At 69.7% G+C, this 20245-nt stretch carries 15 protein-coding genes; 9 read left to right on the top strand and 6 right to left on the bottom strand.

Annotation, left to right across the window (positions count from 1 at the left end; genetic code table 11):
• Positions 1-89: 89 nt before the first annotated feature.
• From U2P90_RS07060 to U2P90_RS07045, 4 genes are all read right to left on the bottom strand, one after another.
• Complete coding sequence (locus U2P90_RS07060; protein WP_295815711.1) at positions 90-1124, bottom strand: ABC transporter ATP-binding protein; 1035 nt, start codon at positions 1122-1124, stop codon at positions 90-92.
• Entirely contained in the window at positions 1111-3003 is a 1893-nt protein-coding gene (locus U2P90_RS07055) for a dipeptide/oligopeptide/nickel ABC transporter permease/ATP-binding protein (protein ID WP_322474360.1), read from the bottom strand. The genes U2P90_RS07060 and U2P90_RS07055 overlap by 14 nt, the downstream gene beginning before the upstream one ends.
• Positions 3000-3986 carry an ABC transporter permease gene (locus U2P90_RS07050; RefSeq protein WP_295815708.1) on the bottom strand — a complete coding sequence of 329 codons (987 nt, stop codon included), beginning with the start codon at positions 3984-3986 and terminating at the stop codon, positions 3000-3002. The genes U2P90_RS07055 and U2P90_RS07050 overlap by 4 nt, the downstream gene beginning before the upstream one ends.
• A gap of 153 nt (positions 3987-4139) precedes the next feature.
• A complete protein-coding gene (locus U2P90_RS07045) occupies positions 4140-5759 on the bottom strand; it encodes an ABC transporter substrate-binding protein (RefSeq protein WP_322474359.1) in 1620 nt (539 codons plus the stop codon).
• A 187-nt stretch (positions 5760-5946) separates the two neighbouring features.
• On the opposite strand from U2P90_RS07045, the gene U2P90_RS07040 reads away from it, so the two are divergent.
• The gene (locus tag U2P90_RS07040) at positions 5947-6996 is read left to right on the top strand and encodes a LacI family DNA-binding transcriptional regulator (protein WP_322474358.1); all 1050 of its coding nucleotides are present in this window, start codon (positions 5947-5949) and stop codon (positions 6994-6996) included.
• A 198-nt stretch (positions 6997-7194) separates the two neighbouring features.
• Here U2P90_RS07040 and lepB read toward each other — a convergent pair whose 3' ends face one another.
• Positions 7195-7788, bottom strand: coding sequence for a signal peptidase I (gene lepB, locus U2P90_RS07035; protein WP_322474357.1), 594 nt, complete (start codon positions 7786-7788; stop codon positions 7195-7197).
• Between the two features lie 102 nt (positions 7789-7890).
• Here lepB and U2P90_RS07030 point away from each other — a divergent pair, with 102 nt between their 5' ends.
• Complete coding sequence (locus U2P90_RS07030) at positions 7891-8220, top strand: FKBP-type peptidyl-prolyl cis-trans isomerase (RefSeq protein ID WP_295815702.1); 330 nt, start codon at positions 7891-7893, stop codon at positions 8218-8220.
• Positions 8221-8345: 125 nt separating this feature from the next.
• Positions 8346-10349 carry a beta-galactosidase gene (locus tag U2P90_RS07025; RefSeq protein WP_322474356.1) on the top strand — a complete coding sequence of 668 codons (2004 nt, stop codon included), beginning with the start codon at positions 8346-8348 and terminating at the stop codon, positions 10347-10349.
• 25 nt (positions 10350-10374) lie between these two features.
• On the opposite strand, the gene U2P90_RS07020 is transcribed toward U2P90_RS07025, so the two are convergent.
• On the bottom strand, positions 10375-11454 hold the full coding sequence (locus tag U2P90_RS07020; protein ID WP_322474355.1) for a LacI family DNA-binding transcriptional regulator: 1080 nt from the start codon (positions 11452-11454) through the stop codon (positions 10375-10377).
• Between the two features lie 350 nt (positions 11455-11804).
• Here U2P90_RS07020 and U2P90_RS07015 point away from each other — a divergent pair, with 350 nt between their 5' ends.
• From U2P90_RS07015 to U2P90_RS06990, 6 genes are all read left to right on the top strand, one after another.
• Complete coding sequence (locus U2P90_RS07015; RefSeq protein ID WP_322474354.1) at positions 11805-13790, top strand: beta-galactosidase; 1986 nt, start codon at positions 11805-11807, stop codon at positions 13788-13790.
• 55 nt (positions 13791-13845) lie between these two features.
• Positions 13846-15030, top strand: a complete 1185-nt coding sequence (locus tag U2P90_RS07010; protein ID WP_322474353.1) for a maltose ABC transporter substrate-binding protein — start codon at positions 13846-13848, stop codon at positions 15028-15030.
• A 102-nt stretch (positions 15031-15132) separates the two neighbouring features.
• Positions 15133-16230: a galactose-1-phosphate uridylyltransferase gene (gene galT / locus U2P90_RS07005; protein WP_322474352.1), complete on the top strand. Its 1098-nt coding sequence runs from the start codon at positions 15133-15135 to the stop codon at positions 16228-16230.
• Entirely contained in the window at positions 16217-17248 is a 1032-nt protein-coding gene (galK, locus tag U2P90_RS07000) for a galactokinase (protein WP_322474351.1), read from the top strand. Before galT ends, galK begins: the two co-directional genes overlap by 14 nt.
• Before the next feature lie 142 nt (positions 17249-17390).
• Positions 17391-19199 carry a circularly permuted type 2 ATP-grasp protein gene (locus U2P90_RS06995; RefSeq protein WP_322474350.1) on the top strand — a complete coding sequence of 603 codons (1809 nt, stop codon included), beginning with the start codon at positions 17391-17393 and terminating at the stop codon, positions 19197-19199.
• A complete protein-coding gene (locus U2P90_RS06990) occupies positions 19199-20155 on the top strand; it encodes an alpha-E domain-containing protein (RefSeq protein ID WP_295815694.1) in 957 nt (318 codons plus the stop codon). Before U2P90_RS06995 ends, U2P90_RS06990 begins: the two co-directional genes overlap by 1 nt.
• Positions 20156-20245 lie beyond the last annotated feature (90 nt).

Raw genomic sequence — 20245 nt, 5'->3', positions numbered from 1 at the left:
TACCTCGCGAAAGAGGGTGAGGACTGAATCGGTTCAGATCGCCGGGAATGATACACGACTCCCGGCGCGGACGACGGGGGTCGTGCAGGTCATGTCGCGGCGACGACCGGATGGATGGGCGGCTGCGCCGCGAGCGCCGGGTCGTGCAGGATGCAGCGGGCGTGGTGCCCGGGGCCGACCTCGTACAGCTTCGGCAACCCCTCGCGGCACACCGCGCGCGCATACGGGCAGCGCGGCTCGAAGGGGCAGCCGGGCGGCAGGTTCGTCAGGTCCGGCACCTCGCCGCGCGCCTCCAGGGCCCCCGCCGCGAGGTTGCCCTCCGGCTTGGGCGCGGCGCTTTTCAGGAGCTGCGTGTACGGCATCTGTGGATCGCCGATCACGTCCGCGGCCGGGCCGATCTCCACGAGGTGCCCGGCGTACATCACCGCGATGCGGTCGCTCATGTACCGCGCGCCCGCGAGGTCGTGCGTGATGAACAGCATGCTCAGGCCCTCCTGCGCGACGAGGTCGAGCAGCAGGTTCATGATGTCGAGCCGGATCGAGACGTCCAGGGCACTGGTCGGCTCGTCCGCGAGGATCAGGGTGGGGCGCGCCGCGAGCGCGCGGGCGATCACCACGCGCTGCCGCTGCCCGCCCGACAGCTCGTGCGGGCGCTTGGCGGCATAGGCCGCGCCGGGCGTCAGGCCCACCCGGTCGAGCAGCGCCGCCACCTGCGTCTGGACGTCGTCGCCGCGTGCCAGTCCGTGGATGCGCAGCGGCCGGCCCACGATGTACCCCACGGTGTGCAGCGGGTTCAGGCTCGCGAAGGGATCCTGGAAGATCATCTGCACGTTGCGCCGGAAGCTCCGCAGCTCCCTGCCGCGCAGGCGGGCGGGCACGTCGCGGCCGTCCAGGCGCATCGCGCCCTCGGTCGGGTCGTGCAGGCGCGTCACGAGCCGCGCGATGGTGCTCTTGCCGCTCCCCGACTCGCCGACCAGCCCGAGCACCTCGCCGCGCCCGATGGACAGGGTCATGTCGTTCACGGCGGTGACGGTCGCGCTGCCGCGCCCCACCGAGAAGCGCTTGGTGACGTGCTGGAGTTCCAGCGCGGGGGCCAGGGAGGTGGGCGTCTCAGTCGGCGGCATCGGAGAACTCCTTGACGGCGTCGGAGTGCAGGAAGCACGCCACGCGGTGACCGGGGCTCAGCTCCACGCTCGCGGGCTTGTGCGCGTCGCACTTGCCGGGCATGCGGCTGGGGCAGCGCTCGAAGAACGGGCAGCCAGGCAGCTCCGCGCTCAGCGGCGGCGGCCGGCCGGGAATGCCCTCGCGGCGCTCGCGCGGGCCATCCAGCGGCGGGAACGCGCTCATCATCTTGCGGGTGTACGGGTGCTTGGGATCCGCGTACAGCACCTTGGCCGGGGCCTCCTCGATCACTTCACCGGCATACATGATCGCGATCCGGTCGCTCATCTCGACGAGCAGCGACAGGTCGTGCGTGATGAACAGGATGCTGATGCCCAGGCGGCGGCGCACCGCGTCGATCTCCTGCAGGATCTGGCGCTGCACGACCACGTCGAGGGCTGTGGTGGGCTCGTCCATCACGACCAGCTTCGGCTCCAGCGCGAGCGCGATGGCGATCACCACGCGCTGCTTCATGCCGCCCGACAGCTGGTGCGGGAAGGCGTCGAGGTAGCTCTCGCGGATGCCGACCAGCCGGAACAGCTCGCGCGCGCGGGCGTCGAGCTGCGCCCTGTCCGTGACCCCGTGCGCCTGCATGGCGTCGTAGACCTGCTCGCGCACCTTGATGACCGGGTTGAGGATGTTCATGCTCGCCTGGAAGACCATCGAGTAGTCCTTCCAGCGCACCCGGCGCAGTTCCTCGCTCGACAGGTCGAGCAGATCCTGCCCGGCGAGCACCGACTCGCCGCCGAACACCGCGCCCGGCGCGTCGAGGAGCCGCGTGGCGGCGAAGGCCAGCGTGGACTTCCCGCAGCCGGACTCGCCGGCCAGCCCCACGAACTCGCCCGGCGCGATGTCCAGGCCCACGTCGCGCACCGCCCGCACGCGCCCCTGCGGCGTGGCGTACCCGGCGTCGAGGTCGCGGATGGACAGCAGGGCCGGCGTGCCCGTGGGGGCGGGGGCCGCGCGCTCCTTCTTGCGGCGGCGCAGCACCTTCGTCGCCCCCACGGAATGCACGATCTTGGGATTGGTGACCTCGTCGATGCCGAAGTTCAGCAGCGCGAAGGCTGTGCCCAGCAGCGCGATCAGGAGGCCCGGGGCCACGATCCACCACCACGCGCCCTGCAGCAGCGCTCCGCGGGCCTGCGCCCAGTACAGCATGGTGCCCCACGTGACGGTGCTCACGTCGCCGAAGCCCAGGAACGCCAGCCCCGCCTCCGACAGCACGGCGTACAGCGCGGTCGAGAAGAAGTTCGCGGCGATCAGGCCCGCCATGTTCGGCAGCATCTCCGCGAAGATGATGCGGCCCGGACGCTCGCCCGACACGATGGCCGCCTGCACGAAGTCGCGGTTCCTCAGCGCCAGCGCCTGCGAGCGGATCACGCGCGCACCCCACGCCCAGCCGGTGAACGCGATGACCAGGATGATCGACCAGATGCCCGCGCCGCGCACGAAGGCGCTCACGATGATCAGGAGCGGCAGCCCCGGCAGCACCAGGAACACGTTGGTGATGACGTTCAGCACGTCCTCGACGCGCCCGCCGAAGTACGCCCCGGCCAGGCCGACCGACGTGCCGATCAGGGTGGCGATCAGGCCTGCCATGATGCCGATCAGGAGGGTGGTGCGCGCGCCGTACAGCACCTGCGCCCACACGTCCTGGCCCAGCGCCGTGGTGCCGAGCAGATGCTCGCGGCCCGGCGTGATCCACGCGCCGTACTCCTGCGACGTGGGCGAGTACGGCGTGAGCAGCGGCGCGAACACGGCCATGAGCATCATGACGAGCACCATGACCGCGCCCGCCGTGGCCCGCGGCGAGCGGCGCAGGATGGTCAGCGCGCCGTTCACGTGCCCTTCCCGTCACGCACGCGCGGATCGACGTACACGTACAGCAGGTCCACGATGAAGTTGGCGAGCAGCACCGCCAGCGCGATGAAGAAGAACAGCGCCTGCATCAGGGGGTAGTCCAGCGTCGTCACGGCGTTGTTGAGCTGCAGGCCCAGCCCCGGGTACGAGAACACGACCTCCATGAGGATCGCGCCGCCCACCACGAAGCCCATGGCCATGCCGAAGGCCGTGAAGCTCGGCAGCAGGGCGTTGCGCAGCACGTAGCGGTGCAGCAGCCGCTTCTCGGTCAGGCCCTTGGCGCGCGCGAAGGCGATGTAGTCCTCGCCCATGACGCTCATGACGTTGTTGCGCATGGTGATCAGCCACCCGCCGGCCGACACGACCAGCAGCGTCAGGGCGGGCAGCACGGCGTGGCGCAGCATGCTCGACCACCACTCCGGCGACCACGTCTTGAGGAAGGGGTCGAGGGCGTTGCCGAGGGGAAACACGCTCGATTTGAAGGCCAGCAGGTACAGCAGGCCCAGCCCCACGAACATGTACGGCATGGAATTCAGGAACAGGGCGATGGGCGGCATGGCGTCGGCCAGGGGGGTGCCGCGCCGCCACGCGCTGTACACGCCCAGCGCGCTGCCGAGCAGGAAGGCCAGCACGGTCGTCACGCCGACCAACCCGATCGTCCACGGCGCGGCCATGCGCACGATGTCCATGACGGGCGTGGGGAACTGGCTGATCGAGCGCCCGAAATCGCCCTGGAGCAGGTTGCCCAGGTACGTGACGTACTGCTGCAGCGGACTGCCCTGGTCGGTCAGGCCGTACGCGAGACGCAGCGCGTCCACGGCCGACGGATCCAGCTTGCCCTGGTATTTGGCCAGCATGGCCCCCACCGGGTCGCCCGGCACGAGGCGCGGCAGCACGAAGTTCAGGGTGGCAGCCACCCACAGCGTGAAGATCAGGAAGCCCAGCTTGCGCAGGATGTAGGCCATTGTGCACCTCCGGTGCGTCACACGGTCGAACGGTCTACCAGTCTGAAGGAGCTGAAAATCTAACCGCAGCGGAGTGGTCAGCGCCACGCTTCTGCGGTTAGACGGTTTGACCCTATGACCCCGAGACCGCCGCGCGCGTCGTGCGCGGCACGGTTACTTGGGCTTGACGTTCAGGTACATCAGGCGCGCGCCGGTCGAGTCGTCCGGGTTGCCGTAGTTGTACGGGTTCTGCGCGCTGGGGAAGTTCGTGAACTTGCTGGTGTTGAAGTTCGCGAACTCGCTGCGATCCGTCAGGGGCAGGAAGGGCATGTCCTGCATGACGACCTTCACGATGTCGCCGATGGCCTTCTTCTGCACGGCGGCGTCGCTGCTGCTGCGGTACGTCTCGAGCGCCTTGGTGATGACAGGGTTGGTGTAGCGCGAGAGGTTCGACGGCGCGGTCTTACCGACGGGAGCGCTGAAGTCCGGGTCGAAGCTCTTGTAGTACAGCAGGTACGGCGTGGGGCCGTTGCCCCAGCCCCAGCTGATCCCCATGTCGTACGTTCCCGACTGCAGGCCGCCGGCGTAGGAGCTCCACTGCTGCTGGTCGACGCTGGTGTTGATCCCGACCTTCTTGAGGTTCTCGCCGATGGTGGTGGCCATGGTGATGAAGTCGGTCCAGCCCGCGCCCACCAGGATCTTGAAGGCGGGCAGCGGCTTGCCGTCCTTGCCCAGGCGTTTGCCGGTGGCGTCCTTCTTATACCCGGCGGCGGTCAGGGCCTTGTCGGCAGCGACGGGGTCGAACTTCAGCGAGTTCACGCCGGCCGGCAGCCACGACTTGAGCTGCGCGGGGATGATGCCGCTGGAGTGCGCGCCCTTGGCGACGCCCGAGTACGCCTTGAGGGCGACGTCCTGGGTGTTCACGGCCTGCGACAGTCCGCGGCGGAACGCGGCGTCGTTGAAGGGGGCCTTGGCGGTGTTGAAGTACAGGTAGTTGTTGTTGTCCACCGGCCAGTAGAAGGCGTTGTTGGGGCCCTTCTTCTGGAAGCCGCCGATGGGATCGGCCAGGCCGATGTACCCGAAGTCGGCCTCGCCCTTCATCAGCTTGAGCTGCGCGGCGTCGTTGCTGTTGGTGGACACCCACACGACCGCGTCGATGGCGGGCTTGTCCTTCATCCAGTAGTTGGGGTTCTTGACCACCCGCACCGCCTGCTGGCTGTACTGGTCGAAGACGAAGGGCCCGGTGCCGACCGGCTTGGCGTTGGCCTCGGTCAGCGGGGTCGTGATCTTGCTCCAGATGTGCTCGGGCACGATCAGGACGTTGGCGATGTCCATGAAGATCGGGGTGTTCGAGCGGTCGAAGGTCAGCACCAGGGTGGTGTCGTTGGTCGCCTTGGCCGAGGCGAGCCCGTTCTTCCACAGCGCGGAGGTGTCGAGCGCCGGGTACTGCTTGATGTAGTTGAAGGTGAAGGCGGCGTCCTTCGCGGTGAAGGCCGTGCCGTCCGACCACTTCGCGCCGGAGCGGGTGGTGATGGTCAGGGTGCGGTTGTCCTTGCTCCACGCGTACTTGGTGCCGAGCACCTCGGTCACCTTGCCGTCGAGCATGTTCACGAAGAACAGCGATTCGTAGATGGTGGAGGCGGTGGCCCCGAGGCGCTGGTCGCCCGGCGCGAAGGGGTTCATGTTCTGCGCGCCCCACTGGGTGGGCCGCACGACGGTGAAGGTCTTCTGGGCCTGGGCGGCGCTGCTCAGGGCGGCGCTGACGAGCACGGCGATGGCGAGGGCTGTCTTCATGGGAACCTCCGGATGGAGCACGAAACTTGTACCGCTAAAAACCAGACGTCAGAGGCGAAAAGCTACGTACCAGTGGGGGTAGACGGACAGGTGTCCATTGACGGATTGTGTGTACGGGAGTAGTGTACCGCTACAACACCTGGAAAGTAAAGAGTCATCCACTGCACCGAGCCCAGCGAGGACGCCCGTGACCCAGCTGCCCCGACCCATCACCATTGCGGACGTCGCCCAGCAGGCGCAGGTCTCGGCCATGACCGTCTCGAACGTCATCAACAACAAGCCCAACGTCCGCCCGCAGACCCGGCAGCGCGTGCTGGACGCCATTGCCCAGACCGGCTACCGCGTCAATCCGATGGCCAGGGCCCTGGCGGGCGGGCGGGGCCGCATCCTCAGCGTGGTGACACGTCAGATCAACCTGCCCTATGCGAGCGAGGTGCTGATGGGCGCCGCCGAGGCGGCCGAACGGCTGGACTACGACCTGGCCGTCCTGATGCGGGGCACCCGCACCGCCAGCGACCTGTCCGTGATGGGCCGGCTCTCGGTCGGAGCGCTGCTCGTGCAGCCCGACCATCACGATCACCTCGGTGCTGGCCAGGTGCCGGAGCATGTGATCAGCGTGGACGGCCCGAGTGCGCGGCCCCTGAGCGTGGACAACTACGGCGGCGCGCGCCAGGCGATGACCCACCTGCTCGGCCTGGGGCACACCCGGATCGCGATCATCACCGGGGCCCTGGCGTTCCGCGTCGATCCGCTGACGGGCGCACACTCGGCCGACAGCGACCGGGACGACGCCGCCGAACGCCTGCGCGCGTACCATGACGCCCTGCGCGAGGCGGATGTGAAGGTGCCGCGCAGCTACGTGCAGGACGGCGATTACCGCAAGGCGAGCGGGGAGGCGGCGACCCGCGTGCTGCTCGGCCTGCGCCGCCCGCCCACGGCCATCTTCGCGTCGAGTGACGCCATGGCCGTCGGGGCCATCCATGCGGCCCAGGATCTGGGCCTCAGCGTGCCGCGCGACGTGTCGGTGGTGGGCTTCGACAACTTCCCCATCGCGGCCCAGACGCGTCCGGCCCTGACCACGGTGCGCCAGCCCCTCCACGAGATGGGCTCGCTGGCCATCCACATGCTCGTCGATCTGGCCGAGGGGCGCGCCGTGTCGATGCCCCCCCCGTTCCCGACGGAACTGATCGTCCGCGAGTCGACGGCCCCGCCGGCACACCACGCCCCGTCTCACTGAGGTTCACAGCGCCATCACGCCGCAGTAAGCCCCGACGGGATCGCCCCGGTACCGTCACGCACCCAGGCCCCGGACACGTCAGGATCACCCCGCCCGCCAGTGCGTGATCCTGACGCGACATGTGGTCTTCCGGGACGGTGTGGAGCTCCTGTCGATCGTGCCGCCGTCAGCCAGACCGCTCCGGGCCGCCACGGGTCATCAGCGCCGCACTACCCCGGGCTGTGGCCACAGCCGCAGGTCAGCCGGCCCCGCCACGTCCCGCAGGGGCACGGGGCCGTACGCACGGCTGTCCAGACTCTCGCCCAGGCGGCGGTTGTCGCCCAGAACCCACACGCTGGCCGGCGGCACGCGTTGGGCGGGCTGATCCTGCACGAAGCCCTCGCTGGCGTAGGCCTCGGTCAGGGCCCGGCCGTTCACAGTCACGCGGCCATCCTGCACCGCGACCGAGTCCCCCGCCAGCGCGACGACCCGCTTGATGTTGTAGGGGCGGTGTCGCACGCCCCACACGGTCTCGTAGGCATACGGGCTGTCGGCCGGCGCCTTGAAGACGAGCAGGTCGCCCCGGCGCGGATACGCCCCGCCCAGGCCCCATGCCCGCTGCCAGCGTGGGTACTTCAGGAGCACCAGCACGTCTCCGCTGTGCAGGGTCGGATCCATCGAGTCGCCGTCCACGCGGGCCAGGGTGCCGACGAAGGTCGTGAACAGGTAGACCGGCAGCAGCGCCCCCACGATCCACGTCCGCCAGGCCCGTGCCAGGGCGGAGGAGGAGGACTGAGCCGACGACGCCTTCATGGCTGCCCAGGGTAGCAGGCACCGGACACCACCTTGGGCAGACCTTCATGGTCGCTTCAGGGTGCGGGGAGGTTCGCCCGGACAGGGCGTACCCTGACGCGCATGACGCAGGAACTGAAGGTCGAGAAATATCATGAGGGCCACGGTGCTCCGGCCCAGGCCGGCAAGATGGTCAAGGTGCACTACACCGGTACCCTAGAGAGCGGACAGAAGTTCGACTCCAGCCGCGACCGTGGGCAGCCCATCGAGTTTCCGCTGGGCGTGGGGTACGTCATCAAGGGCTGGGACGACGGCATCGCGCAGCTGAACGTGGGCGACAAGGCGCGCCTCACCGTGCCGGCCCACCTGGGGTACGGCGCGGCGGGCGTCCCCGGGGTGATCCCCGGCGGCGCGACCCTGATCTTCGACGTGGAACTCGTGGACGTCGGCTGAACCCGGCTCCCTGCGGCCCCCGGTGCGCCCAGCGGGCACCGGGGGTCATCCGTACCTTCCGGCGTGGTGTCGTCCAGGGAGCCCGTTCCCACGCTTCTCATGTGGGTGCTGGGGAAGGATGACGCATGACCGATCCGTCTGCCTCCACCCCACCCCACCTGCTGCTGGGCTCCTGCGATTATCCCGAGCACGTCCCCCAGAACCGCTGGGCCCGGTATGCCCAGCAGCAGAAGGACGCGGGTCTGGCGTTTGTCCGGATTGCGGAGTTCGCGTGGAGTCGCATCGAGCCGCACCCGGAACGCTACGACTGGTCGTGGCTGGATCACGCGGTCGAGCAGTACCACGCCGCCGGCCTGAAGGTCGTGCTGTGTACCCTGACGGCCACACCGCCCGCGTGGCTGATCCGTGCCCACCCGGAGATCCTGCCCCACGACGAGCAGGGCCGGGTGCGGGAATTCGGATCCCGCCGCCACTACGATTTCGCGTCGCCCGTGTACCGCGAGCACTCGCGCCGGGTGACGCTGGCCATGGCGCTGCGCTACGGACGCCACCCGGCGGTCGTGGGCTGGCAGACCGACAACGAGTTCGGTTGCCACGCCACCTCCCGCAGTTACGGCGGGGCGAGCGCGGCGGCCTTCCCGGAGTGGCTGCGCCGGAAGTACAGCGTCGTGGAACGTCTGAACGAGGCGTGGGGCAACGTGTTCTGGAGCATGGAGTACTCGGCCTTCGACCAGATCCGCCCACCGATCCTGACGGTCACGGAACTCAATCCGTCACACGTGCTCGACTACGCCCGCTTCTGCTCGGGCCTGATCGCGGAGTTCCAGCGCGAGCAGGTGGAGATCCTGCGAGAGATGTCGCCGGGACGTTTCATCACCCACAATTTCATGATCTTCGAGTCGGGCTTCGATCACTACGAGGTCGCGTGGGGTCTGGACTTCGCGTCGTGGGACAGCTACCCGCTGGGCATGCTGGAGTTCTTTGCGCCGCCCGGCACGGACGATGAACTCAAGACCCGCTACGCCCGCACCGGGCACCCGGACCTGATCGCCCTGAACCACGACCTGTACCGCTCGCTGGCGGCGGGCGGGGCTGGGCTGGGCCGCGAGGGGAAGGGCACGCCGCCCGGCATGTGGATCATGGAGCAGCAGTGCGGCCAGGTGAACTGGGCGCCCTACAACCCCCTGCCGGCCGACGGCGCGGTGCAGCTGTGGACCGCGCAGGCGTGGGCCCACGGCGCGGATGTGGTCAGCTACTTCCGCTGGCGGGCGGCCACCATGGCGCAGGAGGTCATGCACTCGGGCCTGCTGCGCCACGACGAGACCGAGGACCGGGGCCTGGCCGAGGTGCGGGCCCTGGAGCAGACCCAGTTCCCCACCGGGCCGGTGCGCAGCCGTGTGGCCGTGCTGCACGACTACGAGAGCCTGTGGCTGTACGACCAGCAGCGGCACTCGGCCACCATGACGTACTGGGGTCAGCTGGCCGCGTACCACGGAGCGCTGCGCTCGCTGGGCGTGGACGTGGACATCGTGCATGCCGATGCCGACCTGAGCGCCTACGCGGTCGTCGTCGCTCCGGCGATCACGCTGGTCTCTGACATCCGCGCGGCCCGCTGGGCCCAGGCCACCGAGCGGGGCACACGTCTGGTCTGCGGCCCGCGCACAGCCTTCCGCATGCCCGGCGGCCAGACCTGGCCTGAGGGACAGCCAGGGCCGCTGTCGGGCCTGCTGGGCGTGAAGCTGCTGCAGTTCGACTCGCTGCGGCCCACCCTGCGCCAGGACGTGACCGGGCCGGGCGGGCCCTTCCAGGCAGGCGGCTGGGCCGAGAGCTACCGGCTCCAGGGCGCGGAGGCGACCCACGTCTATGCGGGCGGCCCGCTGCACGGCCAGCCGGCGGTCGCCACGCACGGGAACGCCACGGTCATCGGGGCCCACAGCCCGACGCTGATCCGCACGGTGCTGGCCGAGGTCTTGCGGGCCGCCGGCGTGCCGGTCACAGACCTGCCCGACGGCGTGCGCCTCAGCCGCCGGGCGGGACGGACGCTGGTGCAGAACTGGACGGCCGATCCTGTCCAGTGGCAGGGCCGCACGCTGGCCCCCGTCAGTTTCGAGGTGCTGGACAGCGCCTGACCCAGACCTGCGGGGATCACACCGATCAGTCCTGTCGGGCCGCCAGGGCCGCCCGCAGGGTGTCCAGTGCCGTCTGCACGCTCTGGCGCTCGCCAGAGGGCGGGGCGGTGCTGGCCCGCACGACCAGTTCGGGCACCGTCAGTACCTGCGGCGTGTGCGACCCGTCCCCCTCCAGCACTTCCAGCAGGTGCGCGAAGGCACGGGTACCCAGCGTCGGAAAATCCTGGCGGATCGTGGTCAGCGGCGGGATCAGCAGCGCGCTCTCCGGCGTGTCGTCGTAGCCGACCACCGACACGTCGGCCGGGACGTTCAGGCCGCGTTCCCACAGAGCCCGCAGCACGCCGACCGCCATCTGGTCGTTCGCGACCAGCACCGCCGTGAAGGGCACGCCGGCGGCGAGCAGGTGCTGTGTGGCCGCGTAGCCGCTGGCCGGACTCCAGTCCCCCTCGGCGGTCGCCACCGGGCGCAGGCCGCGCGCGCCCAGCGTCCCCAGCCACGCCTGATGCCGGGCGTTCTCCACGACCGCGTGCCGGGGGCCGTCCACGAACGCGATCCGGGTATGCCCGAGTGCCAGCAGGTGCTCGGCCGCCAGCCGCGCTCCGTGTACCTGATCGAGCAGGGCGGCCGGAACGGGCGTGCCCGGCGCCACGTCCATGAACACGCAGGGGAGCCCGGGGAAGCGGCGCTGAACCTCCAGCGCGTCGGCAGTGTCCAGCGAGGCGTTGAGCAGCACGCCGTCGACCTGCCGCTCGCGCAGGCCGCGCAGGGTGTGCGTGGTGGCGCTCAGCCCGTTCGCGGCGACGATGGACACCAGCAGGCTGTACCCGGCCTGCCGGGCGGCATGCTCGATCCCGGCGGTCAGCTGCGACGGCGCGTGCAGCGACAGGTCGACGGTGGCGAAGCCGACCGAGTAGGTGCGCTGCCGCGCCAGCCCGGTCGCCAGGCGGTTGGGCACATAGTTCAGTTCCGCCAGTGCCGCCTGCACGCGGGCGCGGGTGCGGGGCGAGACCTGCCCGTAGCCAGTCACCACGCGCGACACGGTCTGCTGTGAGACGTCAGCCAGGGCAGCCACATCGGCGAGGGTCACGGTCTTGCGATCGGTCATGACAGGCGACTCCTGTGAGGATGCTGGAACGAGGTGTTAAGGCTAACAGCTCGGCTGCCAAAGTGCCAGTGATGAGGGTATGACTGGTAGAAGCCGGAGCGCTAGCTCCCCTGGCGATTCCGGCCCATCTGGAATTCGATGTGTGATCTGACGCCCCACGGCGTATCGCTGCGCCGGTTCACATCCAGGCCGCGAGCGCCTATGAATCCTGCCTCAGCACACAACTGTTAACCGTAACAGTAGGTAGCCTCCGGTCACATCTATTCCTGCTGGCGCGACTGCGCGTCAACTGCCCCGGTGCCATCCAAGACGGCGTCCGGTCATCCTCATCTCCGTGCTTGGAGCGTGTCATGTCACCTGAACCCTCATCCGCCCTGCTGCTGGGCGTCTGCGATTACCCGGAGCACGTCTCCCCCACCCTGTGGCCCGATTTTGCGCGGCAGCAGCGCGAGCTGGGCCTGTCCTTCGTGCGGCTGGCCGAGTTCGCGTGGAGCCGCATGGAACCGCGCCCCGGCGAGTACGACTGGGCGTGGCTAGACGAGGCCATCGAGGTCGCGGCAGCCGAGGGCCTGAAGGTCGTGCTGTGTACCCCCACCGCCGCGCCGCCCGCGTGGCTGGTGCAGGCCCACCCGGAGATCCTGCCGGTGGGCCGGGACGGCCGCGTGAAGGCCTTCGGGTCGCGCCGCCACTCCGACCCGGCCAGCCCGGTGTTCCGCGAGCACTCGCGCCGGATCACCCGGGCCCTGGCCGAGCGTTACGGTCAGCATCCGGCAGTGATCGGCTGGCAGACCGACAACGAGTTCGGGTGGGGAGACACGGCCCAGACGTACACGCCCGCCGCCCGCAGCGCCTTCCAGACGTGGCTCCAGGCCCGCTACGGCACTCTGGACGCCCTGAACGCCGCGTGGGGGAACGTGTTCTGGAGCATGGAGTACAGCGACTGGGCACAGATCCCGCTGCCGGGGCAGGCGGTGGCCGCGTGCAGCCCGTCGCACACGCTGGATTTCATGCGCTTCACGTCCGGCGTGCTGGCGTCCTTCCAGGCCGAGCAGGTGGAGATCCTGCGGGACTGCTCGCCCGGCCGCTTCGCGACGCACAACTTCATGGGCTTCTTCAGCGCCTATGACCACTATGAGCTGAGCCGGGGGCTGGACTTCGCCAGCTGGGACTCGTACCCGACCGGCACGCTGACCGCCATCGGCGAGTGGCAGGTCATGGAGCCGGAGGTGGCCGTGGCATACGCCCGCACCGGCCACCCGGACATCACCGCCTTCAACCACGACGTCTACCGGGGCCTGACCGGCCACGGCCACTGGATCATGGAGCAGCAGTGCGGGCAGATCGACTGGGCTCCGTCGAACCCCCTGCCGGCGGCGGGCGCGGTGGCCCTGTGGACGGCGCAGGCGTGGGCCCACGGGGCGGACGGCGTCGCGTACTTCCGCTGGCAGGCCGCCACCATGGCCCAGGAACAGCTGCACTCGGGCCTGCTCCGGCACGACGGCACGCCGGATCGCGGGTACGCCGAGGTGCAGGGCATCGACACGGCGGCCTACCCGCTGGTGCCAGTCGTGAACCGCGTCGCGCTGCTCCACGACTACGACAGCCTGTGGGCCTACAACGCCCAGCCTCACGCGGTGGGGATGAACTACTGGGCCCAGACCTTCGCGTATTACCGTGCCCTGCGCTCGCTGGGCGTGGACGTGGACATCGTGCATCCCGACGCTGACCTGACCCCCTACGCCGTGATCGTCGCGCCGGCCCTGACAGTCATGACGCCGGAGCGGGCCGCCCAACTGGAAGCCGCCGCCACGCACGCCCACGTGGTCTTCGGGCCACGCACCGCGCTGCGTCAGCACTCCGGGCGGGCCCAGGACGGCGGCGGAGCCGGGCCACTGGCAGGGCTCCTCGGCGTGCGCCCGCTGAACTTCGACTCGCTGCCGGCCGGACTCACGCAGGACGTGACGCTGGGGGGCAGCACCCACGCCGCCCGGCTGTGGGCCGAGGCCTACGCCCCGCAGGACACACAGGTGCTTGCCACCTACGCGGGCGGCCCGCTGGACGGTCACGCCGCCGTGACCCGGCGCGGGCCCGTGACCGTCATCGGTGCCCACAGCGACACGCTGATCCAGGGCGTGCTCGGGGATGTCCTGCACGCGGCCGGAATCGAGGTCACGCCGCTGCCCGAGGGCATGCGTGTGTCACGGCGCGGTGACCACACCCTGGTGCAGAACTGGACCGCCGAGACCGTGACGTGGCAGGGGCACGTGCTCCTGCCGGTCAGCTCGCTGTTCATCGAGACCGCCAGCCTGCTCGCCACGCCCCCGGAGCGGGTCTGACCCTCCGGCCCCGCCCGATCCTTCCGCCCCCCATCCGCTTCCTACAGGAGGAACCATGAACAGACTGCTGACCATCACCGCCCTCGTGCTCGCCTCGCAGGCGTCGGCCGCCACGCTGACCGTGTGGAACCACTTCACGGACGCCGCCGAGGTCGCGTGGATCCGCGCCCAGGCCGCCGCGTTCCAGAAGGCCACTGGCAACACGGTGAACATCGTGGCCCTGCCCCTGGATCAGATCCCGGACAAGCTGCTCCAGGCCGCGCCCAAGGGTCAGGGGCCGGACATGGTCGTGACCCTGCCGCAGGATCGGCTGGGCCAGCTCGCGTCGGCCGGCGTGATCGAGCCGCTCGACAAGTACCTGACCTCCAAGACGGATCTCGACAAGACTGCCGTGAGCGCCATGACCTACAACGGCAAACTGTTCGGCCTGCCCATGTTCGCGGAGTCCGTCGCGCTGATCTACAACAAGAAGATCGTGAAGACCGCGCCGACCACCTGGGACGAGTTCATCAAGGTGGCGCAGGCGAACACCGGAAATGGCAAGTTCGGCTTCCTCGTTGACCTGAACAACGCCTATGCCAACTACGGGATCTTCAGCGCCTACGGCAGCTACATCTTCAAGAACAATGGCGGCACCCTGAACGTCAAGGACGTGGGCATCGGCAACGCCGGGGCGCTGAAGGCCGTGAGCCTCATGAACGACCTGCGCTACAAGTACAACCTCGTGCCGGAAGGGGTGACTGCCGACGCCGCCAAGGGGGCCTTCGTGGACGGCCGGCTGGGCATGCTGATCACCGGCCCGTGGGACATGGGCGACATCCGCAAGGCCGGGATCGACTACGGCATCGCGAATTTGCCCACCCCTCCCGGCGCGACGTCGAAGTGGTCGCCCTTCGTGGGCGTGCAGGGCGTGATCCTGAACGCCTACGGCAAGAACAAGACAGTGGCCGCACAGTTCGCCAAGATGCTGGTCATGCAGGACTCGCAGGCGTCGTTCAACCAGGCGGGCGGGCGTATTCCGGTCAGCCTGGCGGCCCGCACCAAACTCAAGAGCAACCCCATCGTGCAGGGCTTCGGGAAGGCCATCTCGGCCGGCACCCCCATGCCGAACGTGCCGCAGATGGGCGCGATCTGGGGGCCGTGGGGCAGCGCGGTCGCGCAGAGCGTGCAGAAGCGCACGCCCGACTACCGCACGATCCTGGACGGCGCACTGAAGGAAGTCAGCAGCAACATCAAGTAGGGATCTGGCCCACCCCGGCCCGGTCTGGACGTGTGTCCGGCCGGGCCGGTGGCCTGCCGCGAACCCGGAACCGGACGAACCCAGGAGGATAGGATGGCACCCATGCACCAAGAGGACTTCATGAAGCCCGATGGGCGCTCGCTGACGCTGTACGGCCTGCAGCCGATCCGCGTGGATAGCGAGATTCCCAGCCCCAGCCCGGAGCCGGTGGACGCGCGCCCGGTCATGCGGTGGCATCCCCTGCGCGGCGAGTGGGTGATGTACGCCGCGCACCGCCTGGGCCGCACCTTCCTGCCGCCACCCGAGTACAACCCCCTGGCCCCGACCAGCGACCCCGAGCACCCGACCGAGCTGCCGCGCGGCCAGTACGACATCGCCGTGTTCCAGAACCGCTTTCCCAGCCTGACCCTGACCGCCCCGGCCCCGGAGCCCGGCCCCGCCGAGACCCGCGCCGGCGTGGGCGCGTGCGAGGTCGTGGTGTTCAGTCAGGACGCGGGGGGCCGCCTGTGCGACCTGACCGACGCCCAGATGGATCTGCTGCTCCAGGTGTGGGCCGACCGCACGACGCGGCTGGCGGCGACCGGGCAGATCAAGAGCGTGCTGGCCTTCGAGAACCGGGGCGTGGAGGTCGGCGTGACGCTGCACCACCCGCACGGACAGCTGTACGCCTACGACCACATCCCGCCCGTGCAGGCGACCATGCTGCGCAGTGCCGAGGCCTTCCACGCGGATCTGGGCCGCCCGTGGCTCGCGGACTTCGTGCCGGAGGAGCGCACCGCCGGCGAGCGGATCGTGCACGACGACGGCGAGGCGCTCAGTGTGGTGCCGCCGTTTGCCCGCTACACCTACGAGACGTGGGTGCTGCCGGCGCGGCCGGTCAGTCTGCTGTCCGAGCTGACGGGCACCGAGCGGGCCAGCTTTGCGCGCGTGCTGCGCGACGCCCTGCGGCGGCTCGACGGCCTGTTCGGGGGCCGCATGCCGTACCTGCTGACGGTGCATCAGGCCCCGCTGGACGGACTCCATCCGGCGTTCCCGCTGCACATTGAGGTCTATCCGTACCTGCGGGCACCGGGCCGCATGAAGTACCTCGCGGGCACCGAACAGGGCGCGGGCGAGTTCGCCAACGACAAATTCCCCGAGGTCGCCGCCCAGGAACTGCGGGCCGTGACCCTGGAGGGGGTGGCCCGTGAGCAGCTTTGAGACCGTGTTCGGGCGGGCCCCCGAGGCCTCTGCGTCCGCGCCGGGCCGCGTGAACCTGCTGGGCGAACACACCGACTACCAGGGCGGATTCGTGCTGCCCACCGCCATCCCGCAGCGCATCACCGTCAGCGTGGGCCGCAACCGCAGCGGCGAGCATGTGCTGCACAGCGCCAACAGCCGCACGACCCTGCGCGTGCCGGTGGGCGAGGTCGGCAGCGAGTTCGCGCCGTACATCACCGGGTGCCTGACCCTGAGCGGCGTCACGGAGGGGCTGGACGTGTTCATCCAGGGCAACGTGCCCAGCGGCGGCCTGAGCAGCAGCGCGGCCCTGGAGGTCGCCACCCTGCGGGCACTGCGCGACCTGTACGCCCTGGAACTGGACGACGTGGCGCTGGCCCTGCGCGGCGTGAAGGTCGAGCACGAGTTCGTGGGCGTGAAGTGCGGCGTGATGGATCAGATGGCCTCCAGTCTGGCTGACACGACCACCATGCTGCTCATCGACACGCGCAGTCTGGAGCGCCGCGCCGTGCCCTTCCCGGCAGGCGCGGAGGTGCTGGTGATCGACTCCGGCGTGCCCAGACGTCTGGCCGAGAGCGGCTACAACGAGCGCCGGGCGCAGGTCGAGGAGGCCAGTCGCCTGCTGGACGTGAAGGAACTGCGCGACGTGACCGACGTGGGCACCCTGGACGGTCTGCCGGCACTGCTCCAGAAGCGGGCGCGGCATGTGGTGAGCGAGAACGCCCGCGTGCTGGCCGGGCTGGGCGAGGACGCCGCCGCCTTCGGGCAGCTGATGAATGCCAGCCACGCGTCTCTGCGCGACGACTACGAGGTCAGCCATCCGCAGGTGGACGCACTGGTGGCCCTGCTCCAGGCCCATCCGGACATCTTCGGGGCCCGCATGACCGGGGCGGGCTTCGGTGGGGCGGTCGTGGCGCTGGCGCGGGCGGGCCGGGCGGCCGGGGCCGCGCAGGACGTACTCACGCAGTACGGCCCCGACGGCCGCCGGGTCGTGCCCTGAGGGCCACCCACCGGCACGAGCTGCGGGGTCGCCCTTCCGGCGGCCCCTGTCCGTCCGGGCCTCCATTAAACCTGCACGGACAGCGCGCACGGCCCGCCAACCGGCTATCTTCCGTGTCAGGGATGCGAAGGAGGCCAGTGGGATGAAGTACGAGCCGGGGAGCAGGTTCTTTGACGAGATGTTCACGGCCCAGGGCGACGTCCGGCCCCACTACCAGGGGGTGCTGGAGTACCTCGACCGGCTGGGCGTGCGTGAATTCCACCGCCGGCACGAGCTGCTGGACGTCGCCTTCCGCAATCAGGGCATCACGTTCACGGTCTACGGAGACGCACAGGGCACCGAACGCACCTTTCCCTTCGATCCGGTACCGCGCATCATCGCGGCCAGCGAGTGGGCGCACGTCGAGGCCGGCCTGACCCAGCGCGTCAAGGCCCTGAACGCCTTCCTGCGTGACATCTATTCGGATGCCGAGATCCTGGGGGACGGTGTGATCCCGGCCGAGCTGGTGTACACGTCGGTGCACTTCCGCCGCGAGGTACACGGCGTGATGCCGCCGCAGGGGCTGTACACCCACATCGTCGGTACCGACCTGATCCGTGACGAGCAGGGACAGTACCTCGTGCTGGAGGACAACCTGCGCTCGCCCAGCGGCGTGTCGTACCTGCTGGCCAACCGGCAGGCCATGACCCGCATCTACCCGGGCATGTTCGAGAACCAGGGCGTGCGGCCGGTACAGCACTACCCGACCGAGCTGCTGCGGCTGCTGTCGTCGGTCAGTCCGCGCGAGCACGGCACGGTCGTGGTGCTCACGCCGGGGATGTACAACAGCGCGTACTTTGAGCACGCGTACCTGGCGCAGCAGATGGGCGTGGAACTCGTCGAGGGCCGCGACCTGTTCGTGGACGGGGGCCGCGTGTGGATGCGGACGACCGGCGGCCGGCAGCAGGTGGACGTGATCTACCGCCGCGTGGACGACGACTTCCTCGATCCGCTGGCGTTCCGGCGCGACTCCTCGCTGGGCGTGCCGGGCCTGATCGAGGTCTACCGCCAGGGGCGCGTGGCGATCGCCAACGCCATCGGCACCGGCGTGGCCGACGACAAGGCCGTGTACGCCTACGTGCCGGACATGATCCGGTACTACCTGAACGAGGAACCGCTGCTGAACAACGTCCCCACCTACCTGGGCTGGAATGCCGAGCACCTCGATCACATGCTGGCCAATGCGCCCGAACTGGTGTTCAAGGCGGTGGGCGAGGCTGGCGGCTACGGCATGCTGATCGGCCCGGCGGCCACGGCAGCCGAGACGACGGCGTATCTGGAGAAGGTGCGGGCCAACCCGCGCGAGTTCATCGCGCAGCCGGTGGTGGGCCTGTCCCGGCACCCGACCTTCTACCCGGACAGTGCCGCCTTCGAGGGTGCCCACATCGACCTGCGGCCGTACGTGCTGTGCGGCGACCCGGTGACCATCGTGCCCGGCGGGCTCACGCGGGTGGCGCTGCGGCGGGGCTCGCTGGTCGTGAATTCCAGCCAGGGCGGCGGTTCCAAGGACACCTGGGTGCTCGACCACGACGGCCCGACCACGCCGACCGGCATGAGCCAGCTGCTGCACGGCGACGTGCCCGGCGGCCAGACGCAGTCCCAGTCGCAGTCGCAGTTCCAGGGCGGCTTCGGCTCCGTGCCGATCGACGCGGCGCCGGATCGCCAGCATCTGCACGTGTCCCGGGCCCAGGCCCGCGAGCGCGAGCGGATCGCCGAGGAGGCACAGGTCGAGGCCTACGAGCAGAGCCACACCCCGCCGGACAGCACGGTCTCCTCGCAGCGGCAGGCCCAGTCGCAGTCGGGGGGCGGCAGCCAGTCGCAGTCCCAGTCGCAGGGCACGCCCCCGTCGCCGGGCGGGCACTCGTACCAGCAGCAGCTGGAGAAGGACGAACTGACGGGAGGTGAGGGGTAATGCTGCTGCTGTCGCGGCTGGCCGAGAGCCTGTACTGGATCGGCCGCTACATGGAACGTGCCGAGAACACGGCCCGCGTGCTGAACGTGAACTACTACGCCACGCTGGAGACCGCCGGGCGGGGACGGGAGCACTGGGCCCCGCTGCTGGATCTCACGGGCGGCGAGCAGGAGCTGCGGGCCAAGTACGGCCGGCTGGACGCCCGCTCGATCTCGTCGTGGATGGCCTTTGACCGCGACAACCCGGGGTCGATCGCCAGTTCCCTGCTGCGGGCCCGCGAGAACGCGCGGGGCCTGCGCGACCGCATTCCCAGCGAGATGTGGGAGAGCCTGAACCGCGCGTACCTGACGCTGTGCTTCGAGAACGGCGACATCCTGGACAACGACGGCCTGTTCGAGTACTGCGTGGCCGCCCGCGACGCGTCGCAGTTCTTCTTCGGGATCGCGTTCGCCACCCTGCCGCGCGACGAGGGCTGGTCGTTCATGCGGGCCGGGCAGACCCTGGAACGCGGCGACAACACGCTGCGGGTGCTGCAGCAGCGCCTGAAGGACGCCGTGGCCCAGGCCCGACGCGACGATCCCGCCGCCCGGACGATGCAGGATCAGCGCTGGGTGAGCGCCCTGAAGGGCGCGAGCGCCTATGAGGCCTACCGTAAACGTGTGCACAGCGGCCTGCACCCCACACTGATCGCAGAATTCCTGCTGCTCGACGAGTATTTCCCCAGATCCGTGCGCTACAGCGCCGAGAACCTGCACGACGCGCTGGTGCAGATCGACCGCCACCATCCGGGAGCACACCCGGAGATCCTGAAGCTGTCGCGCTGGCTGGTCGCGCGGCTGCAGTACGCCACCGTCGAGCACATCATCGAGGACGAATATCCGTCGATCGAGGAACTGCTGGGCGACTTCAACCGGGTGGGCGCCGCGATCAACGCCGCGTACTTCGAGCAGGAATGAGCACTTCTGCGAAGGTCATCCGGGGCTGCGCGTGCCGGTTCGGAACGTGCCACACTGCGCGGCAGGCCCGGCCCGGCTAGGGGCGTCCCA

This window comes from Deinococcus sp. AB2017081, assembly GCF_034440735.1.
In the GTDB taxonomy this organism is placed as follows: Bacteria; Deinococcota; Deinococci; order Deinococcales; family Deinococcaceae; genus Deinococcus; species Deinococcus rufus.
Note: the sequence above shows the minus strand (reverse complement) of the source record. Positions and strands in the feature narration are given on the sequence as shown.